Raw genomic sequence first — 22,110 nt, 5'->3', positions numbered from 1 at the left:
AGTTAACGCACCTTCAGGGTTGCCAGGCCAATCAGCACCAGCATCAGCGAAATAATCCAGAAGCGCACGATGACGCGCGGCTCCGGCCAGCCTTTCAGTTCATAGTGGTGATGAATCGGCGCCATACGGAAAATACGCTGGCCGCGCAGCTTGAACGAGCCAACCTGCAGGATCACCGACAGGGTTTCCACCACGAAGACGCCGCCCATGATCAGCAGCAGGAACTCCTGACGCAGCAGCACGGCGATGATGCCAAGCGCGCCGCCCAGCGCCAGCGAGCCGACATCGCCCATAAATACCTGCGCCGGATAGGTGTTGAACCACAGGAAGCCAAGCCCTGCCCCGACAATGGCGGTACACACAATCACCAGTTCGCCAGCGTGACGCAGATAAGGGATATGCAAATAGTTGGCGAAGTTCATGTTACCCGTCGCCCAGGCCACCAGCGCAAAGCCCGCCGCGACCAGCACGGTCGGCATAATAGCCAGACCATCAAGACCGTCGGTCAGGTTGACCGCGTTACCGGTGCCAACAATCACGAAGTAAGCCAGCAGGATGTAGAAGATGCCGAGCTGGGGCATCACGTCCTTGAAGAACGGCACCACCAGTTCTGTCGCAGGGGTATCTTTCCCGGCCAGATAGAGCGCAAAGGCTACCACCAGCGCGATGACCGACATCCAGAAATACTTCCAGCGCGCGATCAGGCCTTTGGTGTCTTTACGCACCACTTTGCGATAGTCATCGACGAAGCCAATCGCGCCGTAGCCTACCAGCACGAACAGCACGCACCAGACGTACGGGTTTGACGGGTAGGCCCAGAGCAGCACCGACACCACGATAGAGAACAGGATCAGGATGCCGCCCATGGTCGGGGTGCCGCGCTTGCTGAAGTGCGACTCCGGACCATCGTTACGCACCACCTGACCAAAAGAGAGCTCCTGCAGGCGCGCAATCAGGCGCGGCCCCAGCCACAGAGAGATAAACAGCGCGGTCAGCAGGCTGACAATGGCCCTGAACGTCAGATAGGAAAAGACGTTAAAGCCGGAATAATATTTGACCAGATGTTCGGCCAGCCACACTAACATGTCCTGTTCTCCTGTAATGCGTGTACTACCTCTTCCATGGCGGCACTGCGTGAGCCCTTCACTAAAATGACGATCGGGGAATGTTCAGCGATAAGCTGCTGTAAACGCGCGATTAACGCGCCTTTTTCTTTGAAATGTTCGCCAGCCAGGCTGGCACTGCTGATAGCTTCGCTCAGTGTGCCGACGCTCAGCACCAGGTCAACGCCTGCGGCTTTCGCCGCCTCGCCCACCTGACGGTGGCACTCCAGCGCGTCGTCGCCCAGCTCCGCCATATCGCCAACCACCATCACGCGCATGCCTGGCATTTCGCTCAGCACCTGCGCGGCGGCGGTCATCGAGCCGACGTTAGCGTTATAGGAGTCATCCAGCAGCAGCTGGTTTTCACTCAGCGGGATCGGGAACAGACGGCCCGGCACGGCTTTGAGCGTGGCGAGGCCAGCTTTCACCGCGTCGAGCGACGCGCCTACCGCCATTGCCAGCGAGGTTGCTGCCAGCGCATTAGCAATGTTGTGGCGACCCGGCAGCGGCAGCGTGACGTCGATATTGCCGACCGGGGTCTGCAGCGTGAATTCAGTTCCGTGCGCGGTCATGTGCACGTTAGTGGCGGTAAAATCGCTCTGTGCCGCGTTGGGTGAGAAGCGCCAGGTTTTACGCTCGCCAATAACGCTCTGCCAGTTCAGCCAGTCGTTATTGTCGGCGTTGATAATGGCAATGCCGTTAGCGGGCAGGCCGGTGAAGATTTCGCCTTTCGCTTTGGCAACGCCGGCAAGCGAGCCGAAACCTTCGAGATGCGCTGCCGCCAGGTTATTAACCAGCGCCGCTTCCGGACGCGTCAGGCTGACGGTCCAGGCGATCTCGCCCTGGTGATTCGCGCCCAGCTCAATGACGGCATAGTCGTGCTCCGTGGTAAGGCGCAGCAGCGTCATTGGCACGCCGATGTCGTTGTTGAGGTTGCCGGCGGTATAGAGCGTGTTGCCGCACTGATTCAGGATCGAGGCGGTCATCTCTTTTACCGAGGTTTTACCGGAGGAGCCGGTGAGCGCGACAACGCGGGTTGGCACCTGCTGGCGCACCCAGGCACCCAGTTCGCCAAACGCCAGACGCGTGTCTTCCACTACCAGCTGCGGCAGATCGGTCTCCAGCAAACGGCTCACCAGCAGCGCGCCCGCGCCGCGATCTTTCGCCTGCTGTGCAAAATCGTGCGCGTCAAAACGCTCGCCCTTCAGCGCGACAAACAGGCAGCCCGGGGTGATTTTGCGTGTGTCGGTGGTCACATCGCCGATGGTGATATCTGTGCCGTGATGGTCGGCGCGCAGAATACCTGCGAGCTGGCTCAGTGAGACGCGGATCATGCTACCACCCCCAGCAAGCGCGCTGCGGTAACGCGATCGGAATAGTCGAGACGGCGATTACCGACAATCTGGTAATCCTCATGCCCTTTACCGGCGATCAGCACGACGTCGTTTTCCTGCGCCTGCATAATGGCGTTGGTCACCGCTTCGGCACGGCCTTCAACGGCGCGCGCGCGGCCAGCGTCCAGCATGCCCGCCAGGATATCAGTGATAATCGCTTTCGGATCTTCGGTGCGCGGATTGTCGTCGGTCACGATCACCACGTCAGAGAACTCTTCAGCAATCGCGCCCATCAGCGGACGTTTGCCTTTGTCACGATCTCCGCCGCAGCCGAACACACACCAGAGCTTACCGGCGCAGTGCAGGCGCGCGGCCTGCAGTGCTTTCTCCAGCGCGTCAGGGGTATGGGCATAATCCACCACGACGGTAGGTTTGCCCGGTGCGCTGAACACTTCCATCCGGCCACAGACCGGCTGCAGGCGGGAAGCGGTTTTCAGCAGCGCGTCGAGCGGATACTCCAGCGCCAGCAGCGTAGCCAGCGCCAGCAGCAGATTGCTGACGTTAAACGCGCCCATCAGGCGGCTTTCGATCTCGCCCTCGCCCCATGACGAAGAGAAACGAATAGTGGCTCCGCTGTCGTGGTACTCCACCGCGTCGGCGCGCAGCCAGCGGCCATGACAACCGGGATTGATGTTGTTTTCCATCGACACCGCAACGGCGTCCGGCAGACTCGCCAGCCAGCGGTTACCGACTTCATCGTCGGCATTAACGATCGCCTGCCCATAGTGATGGCTGGAGAACAGCTGCCATTTCGCGGCTTCGTACTGCTCCATGTCCCCGTGGTAATCGAGGTGGTCGCGGCTGAGGTTAGTAAATACCGACGCGGCAAATTTCAGTGCCGCTACGCGATGCTGCACCAGGCCATGCGAAGAGACTTCCATCGCCGCCAGCGTTGCACCCTGATCTGCCAGGTTAGCAAGTACTTGCTGTACGTCTACCGCCGAGCCGGTGGTATTTTCGGTGGGGCTGACTTTACCCAGCAGACCATTGCCGACGGTACCCATCACGGCGCTGGTTTCGCCCAGCAGCTGCGCCCACTGCGCCAGCAACTGGGTGGTAGTGGTTTTACCGTTGGTCCCGGTCACACCGACCAGACGCAGCCGGTCGGAAGGCTCATGGTAAAAACGGCCTGCCAGCGCGGACAGACGCTCCGTCAGCTGGCTGAGATAGATAACCGGCACGCCATGCATTTCGCGCACTTCACCATCGGTCGCCTCGCCCTGAGCGTCCGCAATAATGGCTGCGACGCCCTGTGCGATTGCCTGCGGGATATAACGACGCCCGTCCGCCTGATGACCGACCACTGCTACAAAAAGATCGCCTGCGGCAGCCACACGGCTGTCGAGGGTCATCTCGCGTAGCGCTCGCGCAGGTAGCCCGGCTACCCACGGAGCAAGAAGGTCGCGCAAATTACGATCTGCCACCTGTTGCCTCATCTCGATTAATCACGAATTCGTTTTTCTCACCCGTTGCCAGCGCGTCCGGTTCGATATTCATGGTGCGCAGTACGCCGCCCATGATGGCCCCGAATACCGGCGCTGAAACGGCACCGCCGTAATATTTACCTGCCTGCGGATCGTTGATCACCACCACCAGCGCAAAACGCGGCTGGCTGGCTGGCGCAACGCCCGCGGTGTAAGCAATGTATTTGTTGATGTACTTCCCGTCCGGACCGACTTTTTTCGCGGTACCGGTTTTAATCGCGATACGGTAGCCCTTGATGGCTGCCTTCACCCCGCCACCGCCCGGCAGCGCCACGCTCTCCATCATATGGACCACGGAGCGCACCAGCGATTCAGGGAACACGCGTTCACCCGGTACCGGTGGGTCGACTTTGGTTATCGACAGCGGACGGTAGATGCCGTAGCTGCCAATGGTTGCGTAGACACGCGCTAACTGTAACGGCGTTACCATTAGCCCGTAGCCGAAAGAGAAGGTGGCCCTCTCTATGTCAGACCACCGTTGTTTTTGAGGATATAAGCCACTGCGTTCTCCGACCAACCCCAAATTGGTCGCCTTTCCCAGTCCAAAGCGTGAGTAAGTATCTACTAACGCTGAGGATGGCATCGCTAACGCCAGCTTGGATACACCGACGTTACTCGACTTCTGTAGTACTCCGGTCAGCGTCAGCTCGCTGTAGCGCGCGACGTCTTTAATCTCATGACCGTTGACCCGATATGGCACGGTATTAAGCACCGAGTTTTCCTGCACCACGCCGCGCTGAAGCGCGGTCATCACCACCATTGGTTTTACGGTTGAACCGGGTTCAAACACGTCGGTGATGGCGCGGTTACGCATTGCGTCTTTCGGGGTGCCGGCGAGGTTATTCGGGTTGTAGGACGGGCTGTTCGCCATCGCCAGCACTTCGCCGGTATTGACGTCCACCAGCACGGCGGTACCGGATTCTGCTTTGTTGAACGCCACCGCGTTGTTCAGCTCGCGATAAACCAGCGCCTGCAGACGTTCATCAATGCTGAGCGTCAGGTTGTGCGCAGCCTGGCTGTCGGTAGAGGAGATATCTTCAATCACGCGGCCATAACGGTCTTTACGCACCACGCGCTCGCCCGGCTGGCCGGTGAGCCACTTGTCGAAGCTCTTCTCCACGCCCTCAATTCCCTGACTGTCGACGTTGGTAAAGCCAATAAGGTGCGCGGTCACGCCGCCGGAAGGGTAGTAGCGACGCGACTCTTCACGCAGGTGAATGCCGGGCAGCCTGAGTTTTTTGATGTAGTCGCCAAGATCGGGATTGACCTGACGAGCAAGATAGATGAAGCGCCCTTTCGGGTTAGCATTAACGCGTGCCGCCAGCTGATCGAGGGGTATCTTCAACGCATCGGAGAGCGCTTTCCAGCGGTTATCCAGCGTAATACCGCCCGCATCATGCAGCTCTTTGGGATCGGCCCAGATGGCTTTCACCGGCACGCTCACCGCCAGCGGACGACCGGAGCGATCGGTGATCATCCCGCGCGACGTGGCGACTTCCTGCACGCGCAGAGAACGCATATCGCCCTGGCGCACCAGCATGTCGGGGTTGATGATTTGCAGCCAGGCTGCACGTCCCAGCAGTAACGCCAGCGCGAGAAAAATACAGCCGCACAGCAACGCAAAACGCCAACTGATAAAGTTGGCCTGTTCGTCCTGACGTTTTGGTTTTAGCGTCTTACCCGCTGCTCTCATGCGTTTACCATGACTGCATCATTCCTGTTTTTGAACCACAATGTTTTCCTGCGACGGATCGACGTGCTGCATCTGGAGCTTATCCGTTGCGATCCGCTCAACCCGGCTGTGATCGCCGAGCGCGTTCTCTTCGAGAATCAGGTTGCGCCACTCGATATCCAGCGCGTCACGCTCCAGCACCAACTGCTCGCGCTGGGCGGTAAGCAGACGGGTGTGGTGCGCGGTTGTCACCACAATGATGGCGGTAACGATGATGGCGATGAACAGACAGAGTGGCAGTTTCCCCTGACGCAGAAGATCGCTGCCGATCACGCCAGGCAATGCATGGCGCTCGGTGCTTCCTAACGATCCCGTTACCCTGCTGAGGGTCTCCGACACTCTGCCGATCATGCGTTCGTCCTCTCTGCAATACGCAGCACTGAACTACGGGCGCGTGGGTTTTCCGCCACTTCTTCTTCGCCCGGCATCATTTTTCCTAATGCCTTCAATTGACGACCACCCAGCTTGCTGAGCTGCGCCTCGGTCATCGGTAACCCGGCCGGAACCTGCGGACCGCGGCTCTGTTCGCGCATAAAGCGTTTCACAATGCGGTCTTCCAGCGAATGGAAACTGATAATCGACAGCCGCCCGCCCGGGGCCAGCGCGTCAATCGAGCCTTTTAGCGCCGACTCGATCTCCTCCAGTTCACTGTTGACCCAGATGCGCACCGCCTGGAAGGTACGAGTCGCCGGGTGTTTGAATTTGTCTTTCACCGGCGTGGCGGCAGCAACCACTTCAGCCAGCTCTTTGGTACGCGTCATCGGCTGCTCGCGGTTACGCTCGACGATGGCGCGGGCGATACGTTTCGCAAACCGCTCTTCGCCGAAGGTCTTCAGCACCCAGGCAATGTCCGCTTCTTCGGCTTTCAACAGCCATTCCGCTGCTGACTGGCCGCGGCTTGGGTCCATACGCATATCCAGCGGCCCGTCGCGCATAAACGAGAAGCCGCGCTCCGGATCGTCAAGCTGCGGTGAAGAAACGCCAAGATCGAGAAGAATGCCGTCGATGCGGCCAACGAACTCAAGCTCGCGGACATAGTCAGCGAGCGCAGAAAAAGGACCGTGCACGATGGAGAAACGCGGATCGTTGATCGCCTGTGCCGCGGCAATCGCCTGCGGATCGCGATCGATCGCAATAAGACGCCCGTGTTCGCCAAGCTGCGACAAAATCAGGCGTGAGTGTCCACCACGGCCAAAAGTGCCATCAATGTAAATGCCATCGGGACGAATGTTGAGGCCGTTTACGGCTTCGTCGAGCAGCACCGTGGTGTGTTTAAAATTATCCATCATGGTTATAGCGATAAATCCTGAAGCCGCTCAGACAAGACGTCCGATGACGACTGTTCAGCGTCAATATCATCCCTGACTTGTTGATACCAGGTCGTTTCATCCCACAGCTCAAACTTATTGAACTGTCCGACCAGCATCACTTCTTTTGTCAGCCCGGCGTGCTGCCGCAGCACGGGCGCCAGGAGCAAGCGCCCTGCGCTATCCATCTGGCATTCGCTGGCATGCCCTAACAACAAACGCTGCACGCGGCGCTCGGTGGGGTTCATGCTCGACAGGCGTGACAGTTTCTGTTCAATAATTTCCCATTCGGGAAGGGTATAAAGCAGCAGGCAGGGGTGATGAATGTCAATGGTGCAAACCATTTGACCGGAAGCGGCCTCAATCAGCGTTTCCCGGTAACGGGTAGGCACGGATAACCGCCCTTTGCTGTCGAGATTGACTACGGTTGCCCCTCGGAACATGCCAGCCTCACCCTGAATAAACCCTGAGCCCCACTTTACCCCACAAAATCCCACCACGAGTTTACGGAGCGGAGGAAAAGCTTGTCAAGACGGCACCTGCGCCGACCCTGGCAATTGTTTCTGCTTTAACGGGTGATGAACGCCAGAATTAATACTGATAAACCGGCGAGGTGAAATTAACGCCATGAATATTTGTAAGAAAATGACTAACAAGCATGAAACCGTTAAATCCAGGCTGGATACGAATTAAGTGAAATAAGTACTCAGTTTGCGACGCGGGCAGCATTTTAAGCCATATCGGGTAAAGAGGACAGCACCAGATTCCAGGCCCGGCCTGCCGGGACGCGCAATGTTAGGGATGCGGAAGCAGCGCGCCGGATTAATCGTTAACGTCACGACGCGTTTAGCATTTGATGTGTAACAAAACACTACCTGCGCAATGAATGGTTACGCCTGTATAAGCAGTAACGGATTGCAGTACGCAAAAATAGTCGGTTTTTTTACCGTGAGGTTACGGCGTCTGGATTAGTCCGAATATAAATAAAGGCAGCCTGGCTGCCTTTATTTTATGCCCGGCTTAAGCTGCCGCGGCGATAAAGGCTGCGCTTAATACGACTCAGCCCCGGTTTAGGTTTACGCGGTTCGTCCAGATTCGCCAGCACCAGTTCAAGCACCCGCTCTGCCACTTCGCGATGACGCTGCGCCACCGCCAGCACCGGGCACTGAATAAAATCCAGCAGTTCGTTGTCGCCGAAGGTGGCAATCGCCAGTTCCGTCGGCAGTCGCCCTTCACGCTTAAGCGTGACATCCATTACGCCCTGTAATAAAGGAAACGAGGTGGTAAACAGCGCCTGCGGCATCGGGTTAGTTTCCAGCCATTTTTCAAACAGTTGCCCGGCGGCGTCGCGCTCGTAGCTGTTGGCGTAAAGGTATTTTACCTCGCGCGGATCGTCCTTCCACGCCGTGCGGAATCCCTGCTCCCGCAGAAAACTCACCGACAGCTCGGGTAACGCGCCCATATAAAGGACGTCCTGCGCCGGGAATTTACGCAGCTCTTCGGCCAGCATCTGGGCATCATCCTGATCGGCGCCGACCACGCTGGTGAAATGTTCACGATCGAGTGCGCGATCCAGTGCGACGATAGGGAAAGTGTCGTTGGCCCAGCGCTGATAAAACGGGTGCTCCGGCGGCAGAGACGTGGAGACAATAATGGCATCAACCTGACGCTGCAGCAGATGCTCAATGCAGCGCATCTCGTTATCCGGCTGATCTTCAGAACAGGCGATCAGCAGCTGATAACCGCGCTGGCGTGCCTGACGCTCAAGATAGTTGGCAATGCGGGTGTAACTGGTGTTTTCCAGATCGGGAATTACCAGCCCAATTGAGCGGGTACGACCGGCGCGCAATCCGGCAGCCACGGCATTGGGGTGATAGTTATGCTCACGCACTACTGCCATCACCTTCTCAACGGTCTTGTCACTGACGCGATACTGCTTCGCTTTGCCGTTGATGACATAACTCGCCGTTGTACGGGATACGCCAGCAAGCCGCGCGATTTCGTCCAGTTTCACAATTGCCCCTTGAGTTGAGTGTGTTATCCATAGTCACAATAAGGATATCGTCTTAATCCTGTAACATCTAAGCGCAGAACAGTAACAGGGGCAACCGCTTTCGCGCCTGCCCTGACGCTTTTGGCGAAAAAAAACCCGGAAACAGGCTCCGGGTTTTTTATATCGCTAACCGCTTGCGCGGCTTAGCGCATAATCTTTTCCCCACGGGCCAGCCCGACTACGCCGGAGCGCGCGACCTCCACCACTTTTGCCACGTCGCGGATCGTCGCCAGGAAGGCATCCAGCTTCTCGCTGGTGCCGGCAAGCTGTACGGTATACACAGAAGGCGTGACGTCGATAATTTGCCCGCGGAATATCTCTGCGTTGCGCTTCACCTCTTCACGGCCATAACCGCTCGCCTGCACTTTCACCAGCATGATCTCGCGCTCAACGTGCGCGCCCTGCCCCAGTTCGCTGACGCGCAGCACGTCCACCAGCTTGTGCAGCTGCTTTTCGATCTGCTCCAGTACTTTTTCATCGCCCACGGTCTGGATAGTCATCCGCGAGAGCGTGGGGTCGTCGGTTGGGGCAACGGTCAGACTCTCAATATTGTAGCCGCGCTGTGAAAAGAGACCGATCACCCGGGACAGTGCGCCCGATTCATTTTCCAGCAGTACTGATAATATCCGGCGCATAATCAGGTTCTCTCCGTTTTGCTTAACCACATTTCGTCCATACCGCCCCCGCGGATCTGCATCGGGTAGACGTGTTCAGTACCATCAACCGTAACATCCACAAATACCAGGCGACCGGCACGTACCTGCTCAAGCGCCGCTGCGAGTTTGTTTTCCAGTTCGTCGGGCCGGGTGATGCTGATGCCGACATGGCCATAAGCTTCAGCCAGCTTCGCGAAATCAGGCAGTGATTCCATATAGGACTGCGAGTGGCGTCCGGAGTAGATCATGTCCTGCCACTGTTTCACCATTCCGAGATAGCGGTTGTTAAGATTGAGCACCAGCACCGGCAGCTCATACTGCAGCGCGGTGGACAGCTCCTGAATGTTCATCTGGATGCTGCCGTCCCCGGTCACGCAGATCACCGTCTCATTCGGCAGCGCCAGCTTCACGCCAAGCGCAGCCGGGAGGCCAAAGCCCATGGTGCCCAGCCCGCCGGAGTTGATCCAGCGGCGCGGCTTGTCAAAGGTATAGTAGAGCGCAGCGAACATCTGGTGCTGACCCACGTCGGACGTCACGTAGGCATCGCCGTTAGTCAGACGATAAACCGTATCCACCACCGCCTGCGGTTTGATTGCCTGACTTTCGCGATCCCACGCCAGGCACTGGCGTGCGCGCCACTGTTCAATCTGCTGCCACCAGTCGCGGATCTCATCCAGCGGCTGGCGGTTATCTTCCTGCTGCAACAGTTCCAGCATCTGGCTCAGCACCTGCAGCGCATCACCCACGATCGGCACATCGGCATTAACGGTTTTTGAGATCGACGTCGGGTCGATATCGATGTGCAGCACCGTGGCGTTCGGGCAGTATTTCGCCAGATTATTGGTGGTGCGATCGTCAAAGCGCACCCCGACGGCAAAAATCACATCGGCATTGTGCATCGTCATGTTGGCCTCATAGGTACCGTGCATCCCCAGCATGCCCAGCGCCTGGCGGTGCGTACCTGGAAATGCGCCCAGACCCATCAGGGATGACACCACCGGCAGATTCAGTTTTTCAGCCAGCGAGCGTAGTTCAGCTTCACAGTGGGCGTTAATCGCCCCGCCGCCCACGTAGATCACTGGTTTTTTCGCCGCCAGCAGGGTCTGCAGCGCGCGTTTGATCTGGCCTTTATGGCCCTGCGTGGTCGGGTTGTATGAGCGCATGCTGACCGACTCAGGCCAGACGTAAGGCAATTTCTTCGCCGGATTGAGGATATCCTTCGGCAAATCGACCACCACCGGGCCGGGACGGCCGCTGGCAGCCAGCCAGAACGCTTTTTTCAGTACGGCGGGAATATCTTCGGTCTGCTTAACCAGGAAACTGTGCTTCACCACTGGTCGGGAGATCCCCACCATGTCGCACTCCTGGAAGGCATCGTAGCCGATCAGCGACGTAGCAACCTGTCCGGAAAGCACCACCAGAGGAATGGAGTCCATATAAGCCGTTGCGATACCGGTGATCGCGTTGGTTGCGCCGGGGCCGGAAGTGACCAGCACCACGCCCACATCGCCCGTCGCTCGGGCGAGGCCGTCGGCCATGTGCACTGCCGCCTGCTCGTGGCGCACCAGGACGTGATCGATCCCCCCGACGGTATGCAGCGCATCATAAATATCAAGCACTGCGCCTCCGGGGTAACCGAACACCTGCTTAACGCCCTGATCGATAAGCGATCGGACGACCATCTCGGCTCCTGACAACATCTCCATGGTTTGCCTCCAGGCTGTTATTGTTATCGACGGACTGCGGAACTCATTTCCGCACTGTCTCAGGTTGCAGGCCGCTCGGCCTGCACTTCACTCGTTATCATCGCCTTAACATAACCGCTGAAAATCGGGCAGGCAATGCATAGCCAGAGCCGCACAAATGCCGTGCCGTCAGGAGCGAGGCGGTAATAAGCGCAGCAAACCGAGTTAAATATCAGGAATAAGCAAAAGTAATGACAGGAAATGTTATAAAAGGCGGCGATAGTAGCGCTAAAGCAAATTTCTTTAACGGCACACAGCGTTGCGATGGGCGCGGCACTGCTTGCGGAATAAAATGCTAATAATGTTGCAGCAGGCAGTAAAAAACCGGGAGCGACACTCCCGGTGTGGATTTTCTGGCAGGGCGTTATTTACGGCAAATGGCGGTAAGCAGCTCTTCCATCCACTGGTGCCCTTTATCGCGGCCTGCCGCCTCATGCCAGGATAAATAACAGGTACGGCTATTAAGCTTAAGCGGCAGCGGATTAATTTTCAGATCCAGGCTGTCAGCAAACTCTTCCGCCAGCCAGCGCGGCGCAATAGTCACTAATTCCGTCTGGGATACCACATTCAGCACGCTGGTCATTGCCATACCCTGATAAGCAATACAGGTTTGCTTATCAGGCGTGTCATACCAGGGCAGACTGAACGAGGCGAAGCGATCCAGTGAGACGACAGCATGTTGCTCATTATATACATCGCTTTCACGCATCGGCATATTGATACGCGGATGCTTGTTACTGCAAACCAATACCATTTCATCTTTAAACAGCGGTACGCAGGTAAATTCCGGACGACGAAACTCATCATAGCCAATAACAAATTCCGTCTCCTGATAACGCAGTTGATGCTCAATATTCTGATTCAGACAGGATTTAAAAATCAGATGTATATTAGGCGCAATTTCCTTAATCCGGTTAAATATCATTGACGTCAATAGATTATCTAACGGACTGGCAACGCACAGATTAAATACCCGTTCGCTACTGACTGGCTCAAAGCCCGAGCCGGGTAGTTCATTCTGAATCAGCTGCAGCGCCTGACGCACCGACCCAAATAACTTATAGGCGCGAGCGGTTGGCTGAATGCCCCGGCCGAAACGAACAAAAAGTTCATCATTAAACATAAGTTTAAGCCGGGATACGGCATTGCTCACTGCAGGCTGAGACATCCCCAGATGGTGCGCTGCGCGAGTGATGTTTTGCTCCTGCATTACCGCGTCAAACACGGTCAGCAGGTTAAGATCCACCATCCGCAACTGCGATTTAATTTCATCAACCCCGTGATGCTTTTCGATATGATCATCAGACATAGTCCACTCCCCTGATCGCATTTCTTCCCTGGCCACATATTGCCGTGGCCTTCCTGTAGACGTGGCACGCCGCGCTATTTAACCTTACCGGCAATACCCTTTCTCTTAATAACCCTCTTCAGACATCTCACGCTAACACCAGAACCAAATGTGAAATAAATGGTAATAAATCAGCACAGCCAGATGGCATTTAAAATATTTCGATTAAAAAAATAAAAATGACACTCGAATTACCCGGGATTAATATTTAGCCGTAAAATAATTAACTCTATGAATACAAAAGCGTGCACCGCTGTGGAGTGACGCAAAACACGCTCTTTCATAAAGGGGGGAGTATTAGAGCATTATACCCATCCAAATAACATATAGATTAATTCTTATTTTTAACGCACCTCTCACAGCCTTTAATGACGCTTATTGACAGGCAAAATCAGAGTCTAACTTTGGATCTTTTAGATATTGCTTTCATGAGGATTTTCTCCAGTACATTGTTCTAAAGTCGCTGCCAGCACGTCGCCCGTGAATTTACTGTGACATGCAAAACAATTGTTGACACTTCAGACGCTATCAAGTACCTCTAAAAGTATATTCACGCATTTACAGAGGTTTGATTCATGTTCAACACTGCTCGCCTTCTCGGTCTACTACTAAACGCCTTCACTGAGCGCGGTAGACTGTCGGGCGGCAAGCAACACTGAGTCGAACCAACAGAATAAAAAACCCGCGCCGCTGCGCGGGTTTTTTTATGCTCGCAGCACGGCGCCCCAGTACACGACAAGGACCCGAATCATGAGCCAGCAAGTCATTATTTTCGATACCACGTTACGTGATGGTGAACAGGCATTACAGGCCAGTCTGAGTGTTAAAGAGAAGCTGCAAATCGCACTGGCGCTGGAACGTATGGGTATCGACGTAATGGAAGTTGGCTTTCCGGTCTCTTCACCGGGTGATTTCGAATCGGTGCAGACCATTGCCCGCCAGGTGAAAAACAGCCGCGTCTGCGCCCTGGCCCGCTGCGTAGAGAAAGACATCGATGTGGCGGCAGAGTCGCTGAAAGTAGCCGAAGCGTTCCGTATCCACACGTTCATCGCTACCTCGCCGATGCATATCGCGACCAAACTGCGCAGTACCCTGGATGAGGTGATTGAGCGCGCTGTTTATATGGTGAAACGCGCACGTAACTATACGGACGACGTCGAGTTCTCCTGTGAGGATGCAGGCCGCACGCCAATTGAAGATCTGGCGCGTGTAGTGGAAGCCGCCATCAACGCCGGTGCAAAAACCATCAATATTCCTGACACCGTGGGCTACACCCTGCCCTTCGAATTCAGCAACATCATTACCGGTCTGTATGAACGCGTGCCGAACATTGATAAAGCGATTATTTCCGTCCACACCCATGACGATCTGGGGATGGCTGTCGGCAACGCTGTGGCGGCGGTAAACGCCGGAGCGCGTCAGGTTGAGGGCACGCTGAACGGTATCGGCGAGCGCGCTGGCAACTGCGCGCTGGAAGAGGTCATCATGGCGATCAAACTGCGCCAGGCGATGCTGAACGTGCATACCAACATCAACTACCACGAAATCTGGCGCACCAGTCAGACCGTGAGTCAGATCTGCAATATGCCGATCCCGGCCAACAAAGCGGTCATCGGCTCCGGCGCGTTCGCTCACTCGTCGGGCATCCACCAGGACGGCGTGCTGAAAAACCGCGAAAACTACGAAATTATGACCCCGGAGTCTATTGGCCTGAATCAGGTGCAGTTGAACCTGACCTCCCGCTCCGGGCGTGCGGCAGTCAAACACCGCATGGAAGAGATGGGCTATCACGAGAATGACTACAGCCTGGACGATCTGTACGCCGCCTTCCTGAAGCTGGCGGATAAAAAGGGTCAGGTATTCGACTATGACCTGGAAGCGCTGGCCTTCATCAACAAACAGCAGGAGGAGCCGGAGCATTTCCGTCTCGACTACTTCAGCGTGCAGTCAGGCTCCAATGACATTGCGACAGCGGCGGTGAAACTGGCCTGTGGCGATGAGGTGAAAGCCGAAGCCGCCAACGGTAACGGCCCGGTTGACGCGGTGTACCAGGCGATCAACCGCATCACCGACTACAACATTGAGCTGGTGAAATACGGCCTGAGCGCCAAAGGCCACGGTAAGGATGCCCTGGGCCAGGTCGATATCGTGGTGAACTATAACGGCCGCCGCTTCCACGGTATGGGCCTGACCACCGATATCGTCGAGTCGTCTGCCCGTGCGATGGTGCACGTGCTGAACAACATCTGGCGTGCCGGTGAAGTGGAAAAAGAGTTGCAACGCAAAGCACAAAATAAAGAACACAATCAGGAAACCGCGTGATGTCTAAAAATTATCATATTGCCGTTTTGCCGGGCGACGGAATTGGCCCGGAAGTGATGGCGCAAGCCCTGAAAGTACTGGCAGCCGTGCGTCAGCGCTTTGAAATACGCATTACCACCAGCCACTACGACGTGGGCGGCGTGGCTATCGATCGTCACGGCAACCCGCTGCCGCAGGCAACGGTGGAAGGCTGTGAGCAGGCCGACGCCATCCTGTTTGGCTCTGTCGGCGGCCCGAAATGGGAACATTTACCGCCAGCCCAGCAGCCGGAGCGTGGCGCCCTGCTGCCGCTGCGTAAACACTTCAAGCTGTTCAGTAATCTGCGTCCGGCGAAATTATACCAGGGCCTGGAAGCGTTCTGTCCGCTGCGTGCCGATATCGCCGCTAACGGCTTCGACATTCTGTGCGTGCGTGAGCTGACCGGCGGCATCTATTTTGGCCAGCCGAAAGGGCGCGAAGGCAGCGGTATGCATGAAAAAGCGTTTGATACCGAGGTTTACCACCGCTTCGAAATCGAGCGCATTGCCCGTATCGCGTTTGAATCGGCCCGCAAGCGCCGCAGCAAAGTGACCTCTATTGATAAGGCGAACGTACTGCAAACCTCGCTGCTGTGGCGCGAGATCGTTAATGAGATTGCCAGCGAATATCCGGATGTCGAGCTGGCGCATATGTATATCGACAACGCCACCATGCAGTTGATCAAAGATCCATCGCAGTTCGACGTGCTGCTGTGCTCCAACCTGTTCGGCGACATTCTCTCTGATGAGTGCGCGATGATCACCGGCTCGATGGGGATGCTGCCGTCAGCCAGCCTCAATGAGCAGGGCTTTGGCCTCTATGAGCCCGCGGGCGGCTCCGCGCCGGACATCGCCGGGAAAAACATTGCCAACCCGGTTGCGCAGATCCTGTCGCTGGCGCTGCTGCTGCGCTACAGCCTGGAAGCCGACGAGGCAGCCGCTGCCGTTGAGCGTGCCATTAACCGCGCGCTGGAAGAAGGCGTACGCACCCGCGATCTGGCCCGCGATGGCCAGGCAGTCAGCACCGATGAAATGGGCGACATCATCGCCCGCTATGTGGCCGAAGGGGTGTAATCATGGCAAAGACCTTATACCAGAAGCTGTTTGACGCTCACGTGGTGTATGAAGCGCAAAATGAGACGCCATTGCTCTATATCGACCGTCACCTGGTGCATGAAGTGACCTCACCGCAGGCTTTTGACGGCCTGCGCGCCCACGGTCGCCCGGTACGCCAGCCCGCGAAGACGTTTGCGACTATGGATCACAACGTATCGACCCAGACCAAAGACATCAACGCCTCCGGCGAGATGGCGCGTATCCAGATGCAGGAGCTGATTAAGAACTGCAACGAGTTTGGCGTTGAGCTGTACGACCTGAACCACCCATACCAGGGCATCGTCCACGTGATGGGGCCGGAACAGGGCATTACTCTGCCCGGCATGACCATCGTCTGCGGCGACTCCCACACCGCCACCCACGGCGCGTTTGGTGCGCTGGCGTTTGGCATCGGCACCTCCGAAGTGGAGCACGTGCTGGCGACCCAGACCCTCAAGCAGGGCCGGGCTAAAACAATGAAGATCGAAGTTAACGGCGTAGCAGCACCAGGCATCACCGCAAAAGACATCGTGCTGGCGATCATTGGTAAAACCGGCAGCGCCGGCGGCACCGGCTATGTGGTGGAGTTCTGCGGCGACGCAATTCGCGCCCTGAGCATGGAAGGCCGCATGACCCTGTGCAACATGGCGATTGAGATGGGTGCCAAAGCCGGGCTGGTCGCACCGGATGAGATCACCTTCAACTATGTTAAAGGTCGTCTGCATGCGCCAAAGGGCAACGATTACGATGACGCGGTAGCGTACTGGAAAACCCTGCACACTGACGAAGGCGCACAGTTCGACAGCGTGGTCACGCTGCAGGCCGAGGAGATTGCACCGCAGGTGACATGGGGGACCAATCCCGGCCAGGTGATTTCTGTCACCGACGCCATTCCGGACCCGGCATCGTTCGCCGACCCGGTTGAGCGCGCCAGTGCGGAAAAAGCCCTCGCCTACATGGGCCTGAAACCCGGCGTACCGCTGACCGACGTCGCCATCGACAAGGTGTTTATCGGCTCCTGCACCAACTCACGCATCGAAGATTTACGCGCTGCGGCCGAGATTGCGAAAGGGCGTAAAGTCGCCCCAGGCGTGCAGGCGCTGGTGGTGCCAGGCTCCGGCCCGGTAAAAGCCCAGGCCGAAGCCGAAGGGCTGGATAAGATTTTCATCGAAGCCGGTTTCGAATGGCGTTTACCGGGCTGCTCCATGTGCCTGGCGATGAACAACGACCGTCTGAACCCGGGCGAACGCTGCGCCTCAACCAGCAACCGTAATTTCGAAGGGCGTCAGGGCCGCGGTGGCCGCACGCATCTGGTCAGCCCGGCAATGGCCGCCGCCGCCGCCGTAAGCGGGCATTTCGCTGATATTCGTGGTCTGAAATAAGGAGTTCACCATGGCAGAAAAATTTACTCAGCATACTGGCCTGGTCGTGCCTCTGGATGCCGCGAATGTTGATACCGACGCGATCATTCCGAAACAGTTTTTGCAGAAGGTAACCCGCACCGGCTTCGGCGCGCACCTGTTTAACGACTGGCGTTTTCTGGACGACAAAGGCGAGCAGCCGAACCCTGAGTTCGTGCTTAACTTTCCGGAGTATAAAGGCGCATCTATCCTGCTGGCGCGGGAAAACTTTGGTTGCGGCTCGTCGCGTGAGCATGCCCCCTGGGCACTGACCGACTACGGCTTTAAAGTGGTTATTGCCCCGAGCTTCGCCGATATTTTCTACGGCAACAGCTTTAATAACCAGCTGCTGCCGGTGAAACTCAGCGATGCGGAAGTCGATGAGATGTTTAGCCTGGTTAAGGCTAATCCGGGCATCCGTTTCGAAGTGGATCTCGAAGCCGAAGTGGTGAAGGCTGGTGACAAACAGTATCGCTTCAGTATTGATGCCTTTCGTCGTCACTGCATGCTTAACGGCCTCGACAGCATCGGCCTGACGCTGCAACACGACGATGCCATCAGCGCTTACGAGCAAAAACAGCCTGCGTTTATGGGATAAGGGTAATGGCCCGCGTCCTGCGGGCCATTACGAATGGGTGCATGAGCAGCACCTGCACCTGAAAAGAGGCGGGGATAGCTCCCCGCCAATGAGTTTAACGTCCGGCGTCGTAAGCCAGCACTGCCACCAGTTCCATTTTTTCCTGTCTGAAGCGCAATTCACATAGCGAATCACGCACCATCCAGGTAAAGATCAGTAGCGTTATACAGATCGTCAACAGCCCTGGCAGCAATTTCCGTTTTCGCATCCAGCCTCCATATTGCTTTTCAGCGACAGGGAGACTACCCTCTCAGTGTTTGGGTGGTAGGGTAGTCCCCCCACATCGATTTATAGTCGTGTGGGGCTTTCCACTGCCAGCCCTTCAGCACCGGCTTAAGGCCGATAGCCTCAGGCACCCGCAGCAACACTACCTTTTGCCGCTCCGCCTGTCAGAACCAAGATTCCATTCTTCGAGCGTGCTTCCAGCAAATCACACGTCCTTTACCCGCATGGTCATCCCCAGCGTGACCACTGAAAGCGCGGCGATGGCCCAGTACACGGTGTGATGGCCAAAGCTTTCCGCCAGTCCGCCCTGAATGACCCCGGCCAGAATCACCCCGGTTGAAATACTGTTGGTGAACAGCGTGGTCGCCGAGCCGGCGCGACCAGGCATCAGATCCTGAAACCACAGCATGCCTATCCCGGCAATAATGCCGATAAAGACGGCGTTAAACAGCTGCAGGAGCAGCAACGCTTCGCGGGTATGGAACAGGTTCAGCCCAAGATAAAACAGCACTCCTGACATCACCGCCGTGACCATCATGCGCCGCTTGCCAAAGCGCTTCACGTAGTAGCCGGCCAGCAGCATCGCCGGGATCTCAAGCCCGGCGGCCGTGCCCATCAGCAGCCCGGCGAGCGTATCCGGCAGGCCCAGTTCGCTGCTGATCCACAGCGGCATATCGATGATGTACATGGTGTTGCAGGTCCACATCAGCGTGGAGGCAATAAACAGCAGGCGCACGTTTTTATCTTTCCAGCCGCTGACCTCGGTAATCGCCATATCGGCGGGTTGTTCCAGGCGCTCCACGCTCGGGAGAGAAAACGCGATCAGTGTGAGGCTGACAGCAAAGATGCCGGCAGCGATAAGAAACATGGTGGTGAAGCCGTAGTTAAGCGCGAGGGTAAACGCCAGCGGCGGACCAATCACCCAGGCAAGCGACAGCTGGGCGCGCATGACCGAGCTGAACATCACCACTTCCCGGGCTGAGCGGTCAGCATACTCGCGCGCCAGCGCAAACACCTGCGGCATGGCGGTATTGGCAATGGAGGCCAGCAGCACGCCGCAGGTGATGAGCGTCAGGTAGTGGCGATTGAAAGCGAACAACAAAGCGTTGCCGATTGCCATCAGGCAACAGAACATGATCAGTTTCCGGCGATCCCCCTGCCGATCGGAACGCCGCGCCAGCCACAGGCTGACGCCTATCCCGGCGATAGCGTTAACGGTATAAAACAGACCAACCCAGACCGGACGCGCGCCCACCTCGCGGCTTAAAAACAGACTCAGCGTCGGTGCCTGCAGCGCACCCGCAATGCCCATCATAAAAGAGACCAGCATGAACGCGACGTAAACCCGGTTCAGGCGGCGGCCTTTGGTTAAAAACCAACGCATTGGCGATCCTTGTGCTTAAAAAGAGGAAAGGAGAAATGATAAACGAAAAAAGCCAGCAGTAGCATACTGCTGGCGGGTGTTCGATAACACCAATACTCAGTCACACATGACGATTGCGATCGGGATAAACGGGCCGGGCGGTAACCTCCCACTGCATCAGATCCTCCAGCATCCGCACGCGTTGTATTGCGCTCAGGCGTGCCAGCCATGAGGGCGAAACGTCCTGCGTGGCGGAGAAATAGCGCTGCCAGAATACTTTTGCAGAAGACCTGTTCATCATTACCTCCTCGCTTTCATCGCCGCTAAGTATTGGCGTAATATGAGGATAATTAAATTGATGAATTTCCCGGCAGGAGTTCCCCTTTTATGTCCTCGGCGCGTCTGCAACAACAGTTTATCCGTCTCTGGCAGTGCTGCGACGGGCAACCTCAGCACACCACGCTCAGCGAACTCGCCGACAGGCTTGCCTGCTCGCGACGTCATATGCGTAACCTGCTCAATGCCATGCAGGCCGAGGGGTGGCTTGCCTGGCAGGCCGAAGCCGGGCGCGGGAAGCGATCCACCCTCACCTTTCTCTATACCGGACTGGCGCTTCAGCAGCAGCGGGCTGACGACCTGCTGGAGCAGGATAAGCTCGATCAGCTGATGCAGATCGTGGGCGACAAAGCAGCGGTGCGCCGCATGGTGGTATCGCATCTTGGCCGCAGCTTCCGTCAGGGCAAACATATTCTGCGCGTGCTCTACTACCGTCCGCTGCAGAACCTGCTGCCGGGCAGCGCGCTACGCCGCTCTGAAACCCATATCGTGCGCCAGATCTTCAGCGCCCTGACGCTGATAAATGAGGAAAACGGGGAAATCGAAGCGGATATCGCGCACCACTGGCAGCAGATCTCCCCGCTGCACTGGCGTTTTTTCCTGCGCCCCGGCGTTCATTTTCATCATGGCCGCGAGCTGGAGATGCAAGACGTTATCGCCTCGCTGACGCGCATCCGCACCCAGCCGCTGTTCACGCATATCACCGACATCTCCTCCCCCACCGCGTGGACACTGGATATACACCTCAGCCAGCCGGACAAGTGGCTGCCGTGGCTGATGGGCAGCGTGGCGACCATGATCCTGCCGCAGGAGTGGCCCACCATGCCCAACTACGCCAGCCGTCCGGTGGGCACCGGCCCCTATGCCGTGGTGCGCAACAATAATACCCAGCTGAAAATCCACGCCTTTGACGACTATTTTGGCTACCGGGCGCTCATCGACGAAGTTAATTTCTGGGTGCTGCCGGATATCAGCGAAGAAGTGAGCAGCGGCGTGCATCTGGAAGGCGCGAGCGGCGATGAGAAAGCCGTGGAAACCCGCCTTGAGGAGGGCTGCTACTATCTGCTGTTTGATTCGCGCTCCCGCTGCGGCGCAAACAGCGCAGTGCGACGCTGGCTAAGCCAGGTGCTCTCGCCGGTGAATCTCATTTATCACGCAGCCAGAAGTAACCAGCGCTACTGGTTCCCGGCGTATGGGCTGCTGCCGCGCTGGCACCATGCTCCGCAGAAAGCGGATTATCCGCCGCCGGCCGGTCTTGAAAGCCTGACCCTGACCTTCTACCGCGACCACGTTGAGCACCGCGTTATCGCCCAGGTGATGGAAACCCTGCTGGCAGAACATCAGGTGCGCCTGATCATTAACGAGGTGAGCTACGAAGCCTGGCATCAGGGCGACGAGGTGAGCGATCTGTGGCTCAACAGCGCTAACTTTACGCTGCCGCTGGAGTTCTCACTGTTTGCCCATCTGTATGAGATGCCGCTGATGCACAACTGCATTCCCATCGACTGGCAGGCGGATGCCAGGCGCTGGCGCGCCGGGGAGCTTGCCCTGCCGGAGTGGTGCCAGCAGCGCGTGGAACAGCTTGATATCTTTCCCCTGATCCACCACTGGCTGACCATTCAGGGTCAGCGCAGCATGCGTGGGGTACGCATGAACACGCTGGGCTGGTTTGACTTCAAATCGGCATGGTTCGCCCCACCGGAGCCTTAACGCCGCGTAAGGGAATAATTGACGGGCCACTTTCATTAATTAACCAAATCATTACAATGCAAGACGTTCTCAACGGGGTGCCCTGTCAACCGATCGGCGCTGAGATAATACCCGTCGAACCTGATCCGGATAACGCCGGCGAAGGGATTTGAGGCTGCTGCTCAAAATCCTTTGCCCCCTGAA

General features: G+C 57.0%; 19 protein-coding genes and 1 riboswitch. Of the genes, 5 read left to right on the top strand and 14 right to left on the bottom strand.

Annotated elements, in window-relative coordinates; all coding sequences use genetic code 11:
- Window positions 1-2 precede the first annotated feature (2 nt).
- From mraY to leuO, 11 genes are all read right to left on the bottom strand, one after another.
- Window positions 3-1,085, bottom strand: a complete 1,083-nt coding sequence (gene mraY / locus KFZ77_RS03485; RefSeq protein ID WP_031518574.1) for a phospho-N-acetylmuramoyl-pentapeptide-transferase — start codon at window positions 1,083-1,085, stop codon at window positions 3-5.
- The gene (murF, locus tag KFZ77_RS03480) at window positions 1,079-2,437 is read right to left on the bottom strand and encodes a UDP-N-acetylmuramoyl-tripeptide--D-alanyl-D-alanine ligase (RefSeq protein ID WP_264385454.1); all 1,359 of its coding nucleotides are present in this window, start codon (window positions 2,435-2,437) and stop codon (window positions 1,079-1,081) included. Before murF ends, mraY begins: the two co-directional genes overlap by 7 nt.
- Window positions 2,434-3,921 carry a UDP-N-acetylmuramoyl-L-alanyl-D-glutamate--2,6-diaminopimelate ligase gene (gene murE, locus KFZ77_RS03475; RefSeq protein WP_264385453.1) on the bottom strand — a complete coding sequence of 496 codons (1,488 nt, stop codon included), beginning with the start codon at window positions 3,919-3,921 and terminating at the stop codon, window positions 2,434-2,436. The genes murF and murE overlap by 4 nt, the downstream gene beginning before the upstream one ends.
- Complete coding sequence (locus KFZ77_RS03470; RefSeq protein ID WP_031518579.1) at window positions 3,908-5,674, bottom strand: peptidoglycan glycosyltransferase FtsI; 1,767 nt, start codon at window positions 5,672-5,674, stop codon at window positions 3,908-3,910. The genes murE and KFZ77_RS03470 overlap by 14 nt, the downstream gene beginning before the upstream one ends.
- Window positions 5,675-5,692: 18 nt before the next feature.
- Window positions 5,693-6,064, bottom strand: coding sequence for a cell division protein FtsL (ftsL, locus tag KFZ77_RS03465; RefSeq protein WP_031518580.1), 372 nt, complete (start codon window positions 6,062-6,064; stop codon window positions 5,693-5,695).
- A complete protein-coding gene (gene rsmH / locus KFZ77_RS03460) occupies window positions 6,061-7,002 on the bottom strand; it encodes a 16S rRNA (cytosine(1402)-N(4))-methyltransferase RsmH (RefSeq protein ID WP_264385452.1) in 942 nt (313 codons plus the stop codon). The genes ftsL and rsmH overlap by 4 nt, the downstream gene beginning before the upstream one ends.
- A gap of 2 nt (window positions 7,003-7,004) precedes the next feature.
- Window positions 7,005-7,463: a division/cell wall cluster transcriptional repressor MraZ gene (gene mraZ / locus KFZ77_RS03455; protein WP_264385451.1), complete on the bottom strand. Its 459-nt coding sequence runs from the start codon at window positions 7,461-7,463 to the stop codon at window positions 7,005-7,007.
- A gap of 566 nt (window positions 7,464-8,029) precedes the next feature.
- Window positions 8,030-9,034 (bottom strand): catabolite repressor/activator, encoded by a 1,005-nt coding sequence (cra, locus tag KFZ77_RS03450; protein WP_031518585.1) that lies wholly within the window; start codon window positions 9,032-9,034, stop codon window positions 8,030-8,032.
- A 182-nt stretch (window positions 9,035-9,216) separates the two neighbouring features.
- A complete protein-coding gene (gene ilvN, locus KFZ77_RS03445; protein WP_031518587.1) occupies window positions 9,217-9,708 on the bottom strand; it encodes an acetolactate synthase small subunit in 492 nt (163 codons plus the stop codon).
- Between the two features lie 2 nt (window positions 9,709-9,710).
- The gene (gene ilvI, locus KFZ77_RS03440) at window positions 9,711-11,435 is read right to left on the bottom strand and encodes an acetolactate synthase 3 large subunit (protein ID WP_264385450.1); all 1,725 of its coding nucleotides are present in this window, start codon (window positions 11,433-11,435) and stop codon (window positions 9,711-9,713) included.
- A 403-nt stretch (window positions 11,436-11,838) separates the two neighbouring features.
- Window positions 11,839-12,783 (bottom strand): transcriptional regulator LeuO, encoded by a 945-nt coding sequence (leuO, locus tag KFZ77_RS03435; RefSeq protein ID WP_264385449.1) that lies wholly within the window; start codon window positions 12,781-12,783, stop codon window positions 11,839-11,841.
- Between the two features lie 789 nt (window positions 12,784-13,572).
- On the opposite strand from leuO, the gene leuA reads away from it, so the two are divergent.
- From leuA to leuD, 4 genes are read left to right on the top strand one after another with little or no spacing between them, the layout of a single operon-like run.
- Entirely contained in the window at window positions 13,573-15,144 is a 1,572-nt protein-coding gene (leuA, locus tag KFZ77_RS03430) for a 2-isopropylmalate synthase (RefSeq protein ID WP_264385448.1), read from the top strand.
- Window positions 15,144-16,235 carry a 3-isopropylmalate dehydrogenase gene (gene leuB / locus KFZ77_RS03425; protein ID WP_264385447.1) on the top strand — a complete coding sequence of 364 codons (1,092 nt, stop codon included), beginning with the start codon at window positions 15,144-15,146 and terminating at the stop codon, window positions 16,233-16,235. The genes leuA and leuB overlap by 1 nt, the downstream gene beginning before the upstream one ends.
- Window positions 16,236-16,237: 2 nt before the next feature.
- On the top strand, window positions 16,238-17,638 hold the full coding sequence (gene leuC, locus KFZ77_RS03420; RefSeq protein ID WP_264385446.1) for a 3-isopropylmalate dehydratase large subunit: 1,401 nt from the start codon (window positions 16,238-16,240) through the stop codon (window positions 17,636-17,638).
- Between the two features lie 10 nt (window positions 17,639-17,648).
- Complete coding sequence (leuD, locus tag KFZ77_RS03415) at window positions 17,649-18,254, top strand: 3-isopropylmalate dehydratase small subunit (RefSeq protein ID WP_264385445.1); 606 nt, start codon at window positions 17,649-17,651, stop codon at window positions 18,252-18,254.
- Between the two features lie 94 nt (window positions 18,255-18,348).
- Here leuD and KFZ77_RS03410 read toward each other — a convergent pair whose 3' ends face one another.
- The 3 genes from KFZ77_RS03410 to sgrT form a co-directional block, all read right to left on the bottom strand.
- Window positions 18,349-18,501: a Hok/Gef family protein gene (locus KFZ77_RS03410; protein ID WP_264385444.1), complete on the bottom strand. Its 153-nt coding sequence runs from the start codon at window positions 18,499-18,501 to the stop codon at window positions 18,349-18,351.
- A 222-nt stretch (window positions 18,502-18,723) separates the two neighbouring features.
- Window positions 18,724-19,902, bottom strand: a complete 1,179-nt coding sequence (locus KFZ77_RS03405) for a sugar efflux transporter (protein ID WP_264385443.1) — start codon at window positions 19,900-19,902, stop codon at window positions 18,724-18,726.
- Window positions 19,903-20,002: 100 nt separating this feature from the next.
- Window positions 20,003-20,179 carry a glucose uptake inhibitor SgrT gene (sgrT, locus tag KFZ77_RS03400; RefSeq protein ID WP_264385442.1) on the bottom strand — a complete coding sequence of 59 codons (177 nt, stop codon included), beginning with the start codon at window positions 20,177-20,179 and terminating at the stop codon, window positions 20,003-20,005.
- 89 nt (window positions 20,180-20,268) lie between these two features.
- Between sgrT and sgrR the strand changes: the two genes are divergently transcribed.
- The gene (gene sgrR / locus KFZ77_RS03395; protein ID WP_264385441.1) at window positions 20,269-21,927 is read left to right on the top strand and encodes an HTH-type transcriptional regulator SgrR; all 1,659 of its coding nucleotides are present in this window, start codon (window positions 20,269-20,271) and stop codon (window positions 21,925-21,927) included.
- 63 nt (window positions 21,928-21,990) lie between these two features.
- Window positions 21,991-22,092: riboswitch (TPP riboswitch) on the top strand.
- Window positions 22,093-22,110 lie beyond the last annotated feature (18 nt).

The organism is Siccibacter colletis (assembly GCF_025914095.1).
Taxonomy (GTDB): domain Bacteria; phylum Pseudomonadota; class Gammaproteobacteria; order Enterobacterales; family Enterobacteriaceae; genus Siccibacter; species Siccibacter colletis.
This window is presented reverse-complemented; position numbering and strand designations above follow the sequence as displayed.

What these genes read in the sequence shown, in the direction of transcription:
- ilvI (WP_264385450.1), bottom strand. Translation starts at nt 11,435, where the DNA reads ATGGAGATGTTGTCAGGAGCCGAGATGGTCGTCCGATCGCTTATCGAT.
- ftsL (WP_031518580.1), bottom strand. Translation starts at nt 6,064, where the DNA reads ATGATCGGCAGAGTGTCGGAGACCCTCAGCAGGGTAACGGGATCGTTA.
- KFZ77_RS03405 (WP_264385443.1), bottom strand. Translation starts at nt 19,902, where the DNA reads ATGCGTTGGTTTTTAACCAAAGGCCGCCGCCTGAACCGGGTTTACGTC.
- leuC (WP_264385446.1), top strand. Translation starts at nt 16,238, where the DNA reads ATGGCAAAGACCTTATACCAGAAGCTGTTTGACGCTCACGTGGTGTAT.
- leuA (WP_264385448.1), top strand. Translation starts at nt 13,573, where the DNA reads ATGAGCCAGCAAGTCATTATTTTCGATACCACGTTACGTGATGGTGAA.
- leuD (WP_264385445.1), top strand. Translation starts at nt 17,649, where the DNA reads ATGGCAGAAAAATTTACTCAGCATACTGGCCTGGTCGTGCCTCTGGAT.
- murF (WP_264385454.1), bottom strand. Translation starts at nt 2,437, where the DNA reads ATGATCCGCGTCTCACTGAGCCAGCTCGCAGGTATTCTGCGCGCCGAC.
- sgrT (WP_264385442.1), bottom strand. Translation starts at nt 20,179, where the DNA reads ATGAACAGGTCTTCTGCAAAAGTATTCTGGCAGCGCTATTTCTCCGCC.
- leuO (WP_264385449.1), bottom strand. Translation starts at nt 12,783, where the DNA reads ATGTCTGATGATCATATCGAAAAGCATCACGGGGTTGATGAAATTAAA.
- ilvN (WP_031518587.1), bottom strand. Translation starts at nt 9,708, where the DNA reads ATGCGCCGGATATTATCAGTACTGCTGGAAAATGAATCGGGCGCACTG.
- sgrR (WP_264385441.1), top strand. Translation starts at nt 20,269, where the DNA reads ATGTCCTCGGCGCGTCTGCAACAACAGTTTATCCGTCTCTGGCAGTGC.
- KFZ77_RS03470 (WP_031518579.1), bottom strand. Translation starts at nt 5,674, where the DNA reads ATGAGAGCAGCGGGTAAGACGCTAAAACCAAAACGTCAGGACGAACAG.
- rsmH (WP_264385452.1), bottom strand. Translation starts at nt 7,002, where the DNA reads ATGATGGATAATTTTAAACACACCACGGTGCTGCTCGACGAAGCCGTA.
- leuB (WP_264385447.1), top strand. Translation starts at nt 15,144, where the DNA reads ATGTCTAAAAATTATCATATTGCCGTTTTGCCGGGCGACGGAATTGGC.
- KFZ77_RS03410 (WP_264385444.1), bottom strand. Translation starts at nt 18,501, where the DNA reads ATGCGAAAACGGAAATTGCTGCCAGGGCTGTTGACGATCTGTATAACG.
- mraY (WP_031518574.1), bottom strand. Translation starts at nt 1,085, where the DNA reads ATGTTAGTGTGGCTGGCCGAACATCTGGTCAAATATTATTCCGGCTTT.
- mraZ (WP_264385451.1), bottom strand. Translation starts at nt 7,463, where the DNA reads ATGTTCCGAGGGGCAACCGTAGTCAATCTCGACAGCAAAGGGCGGTTA.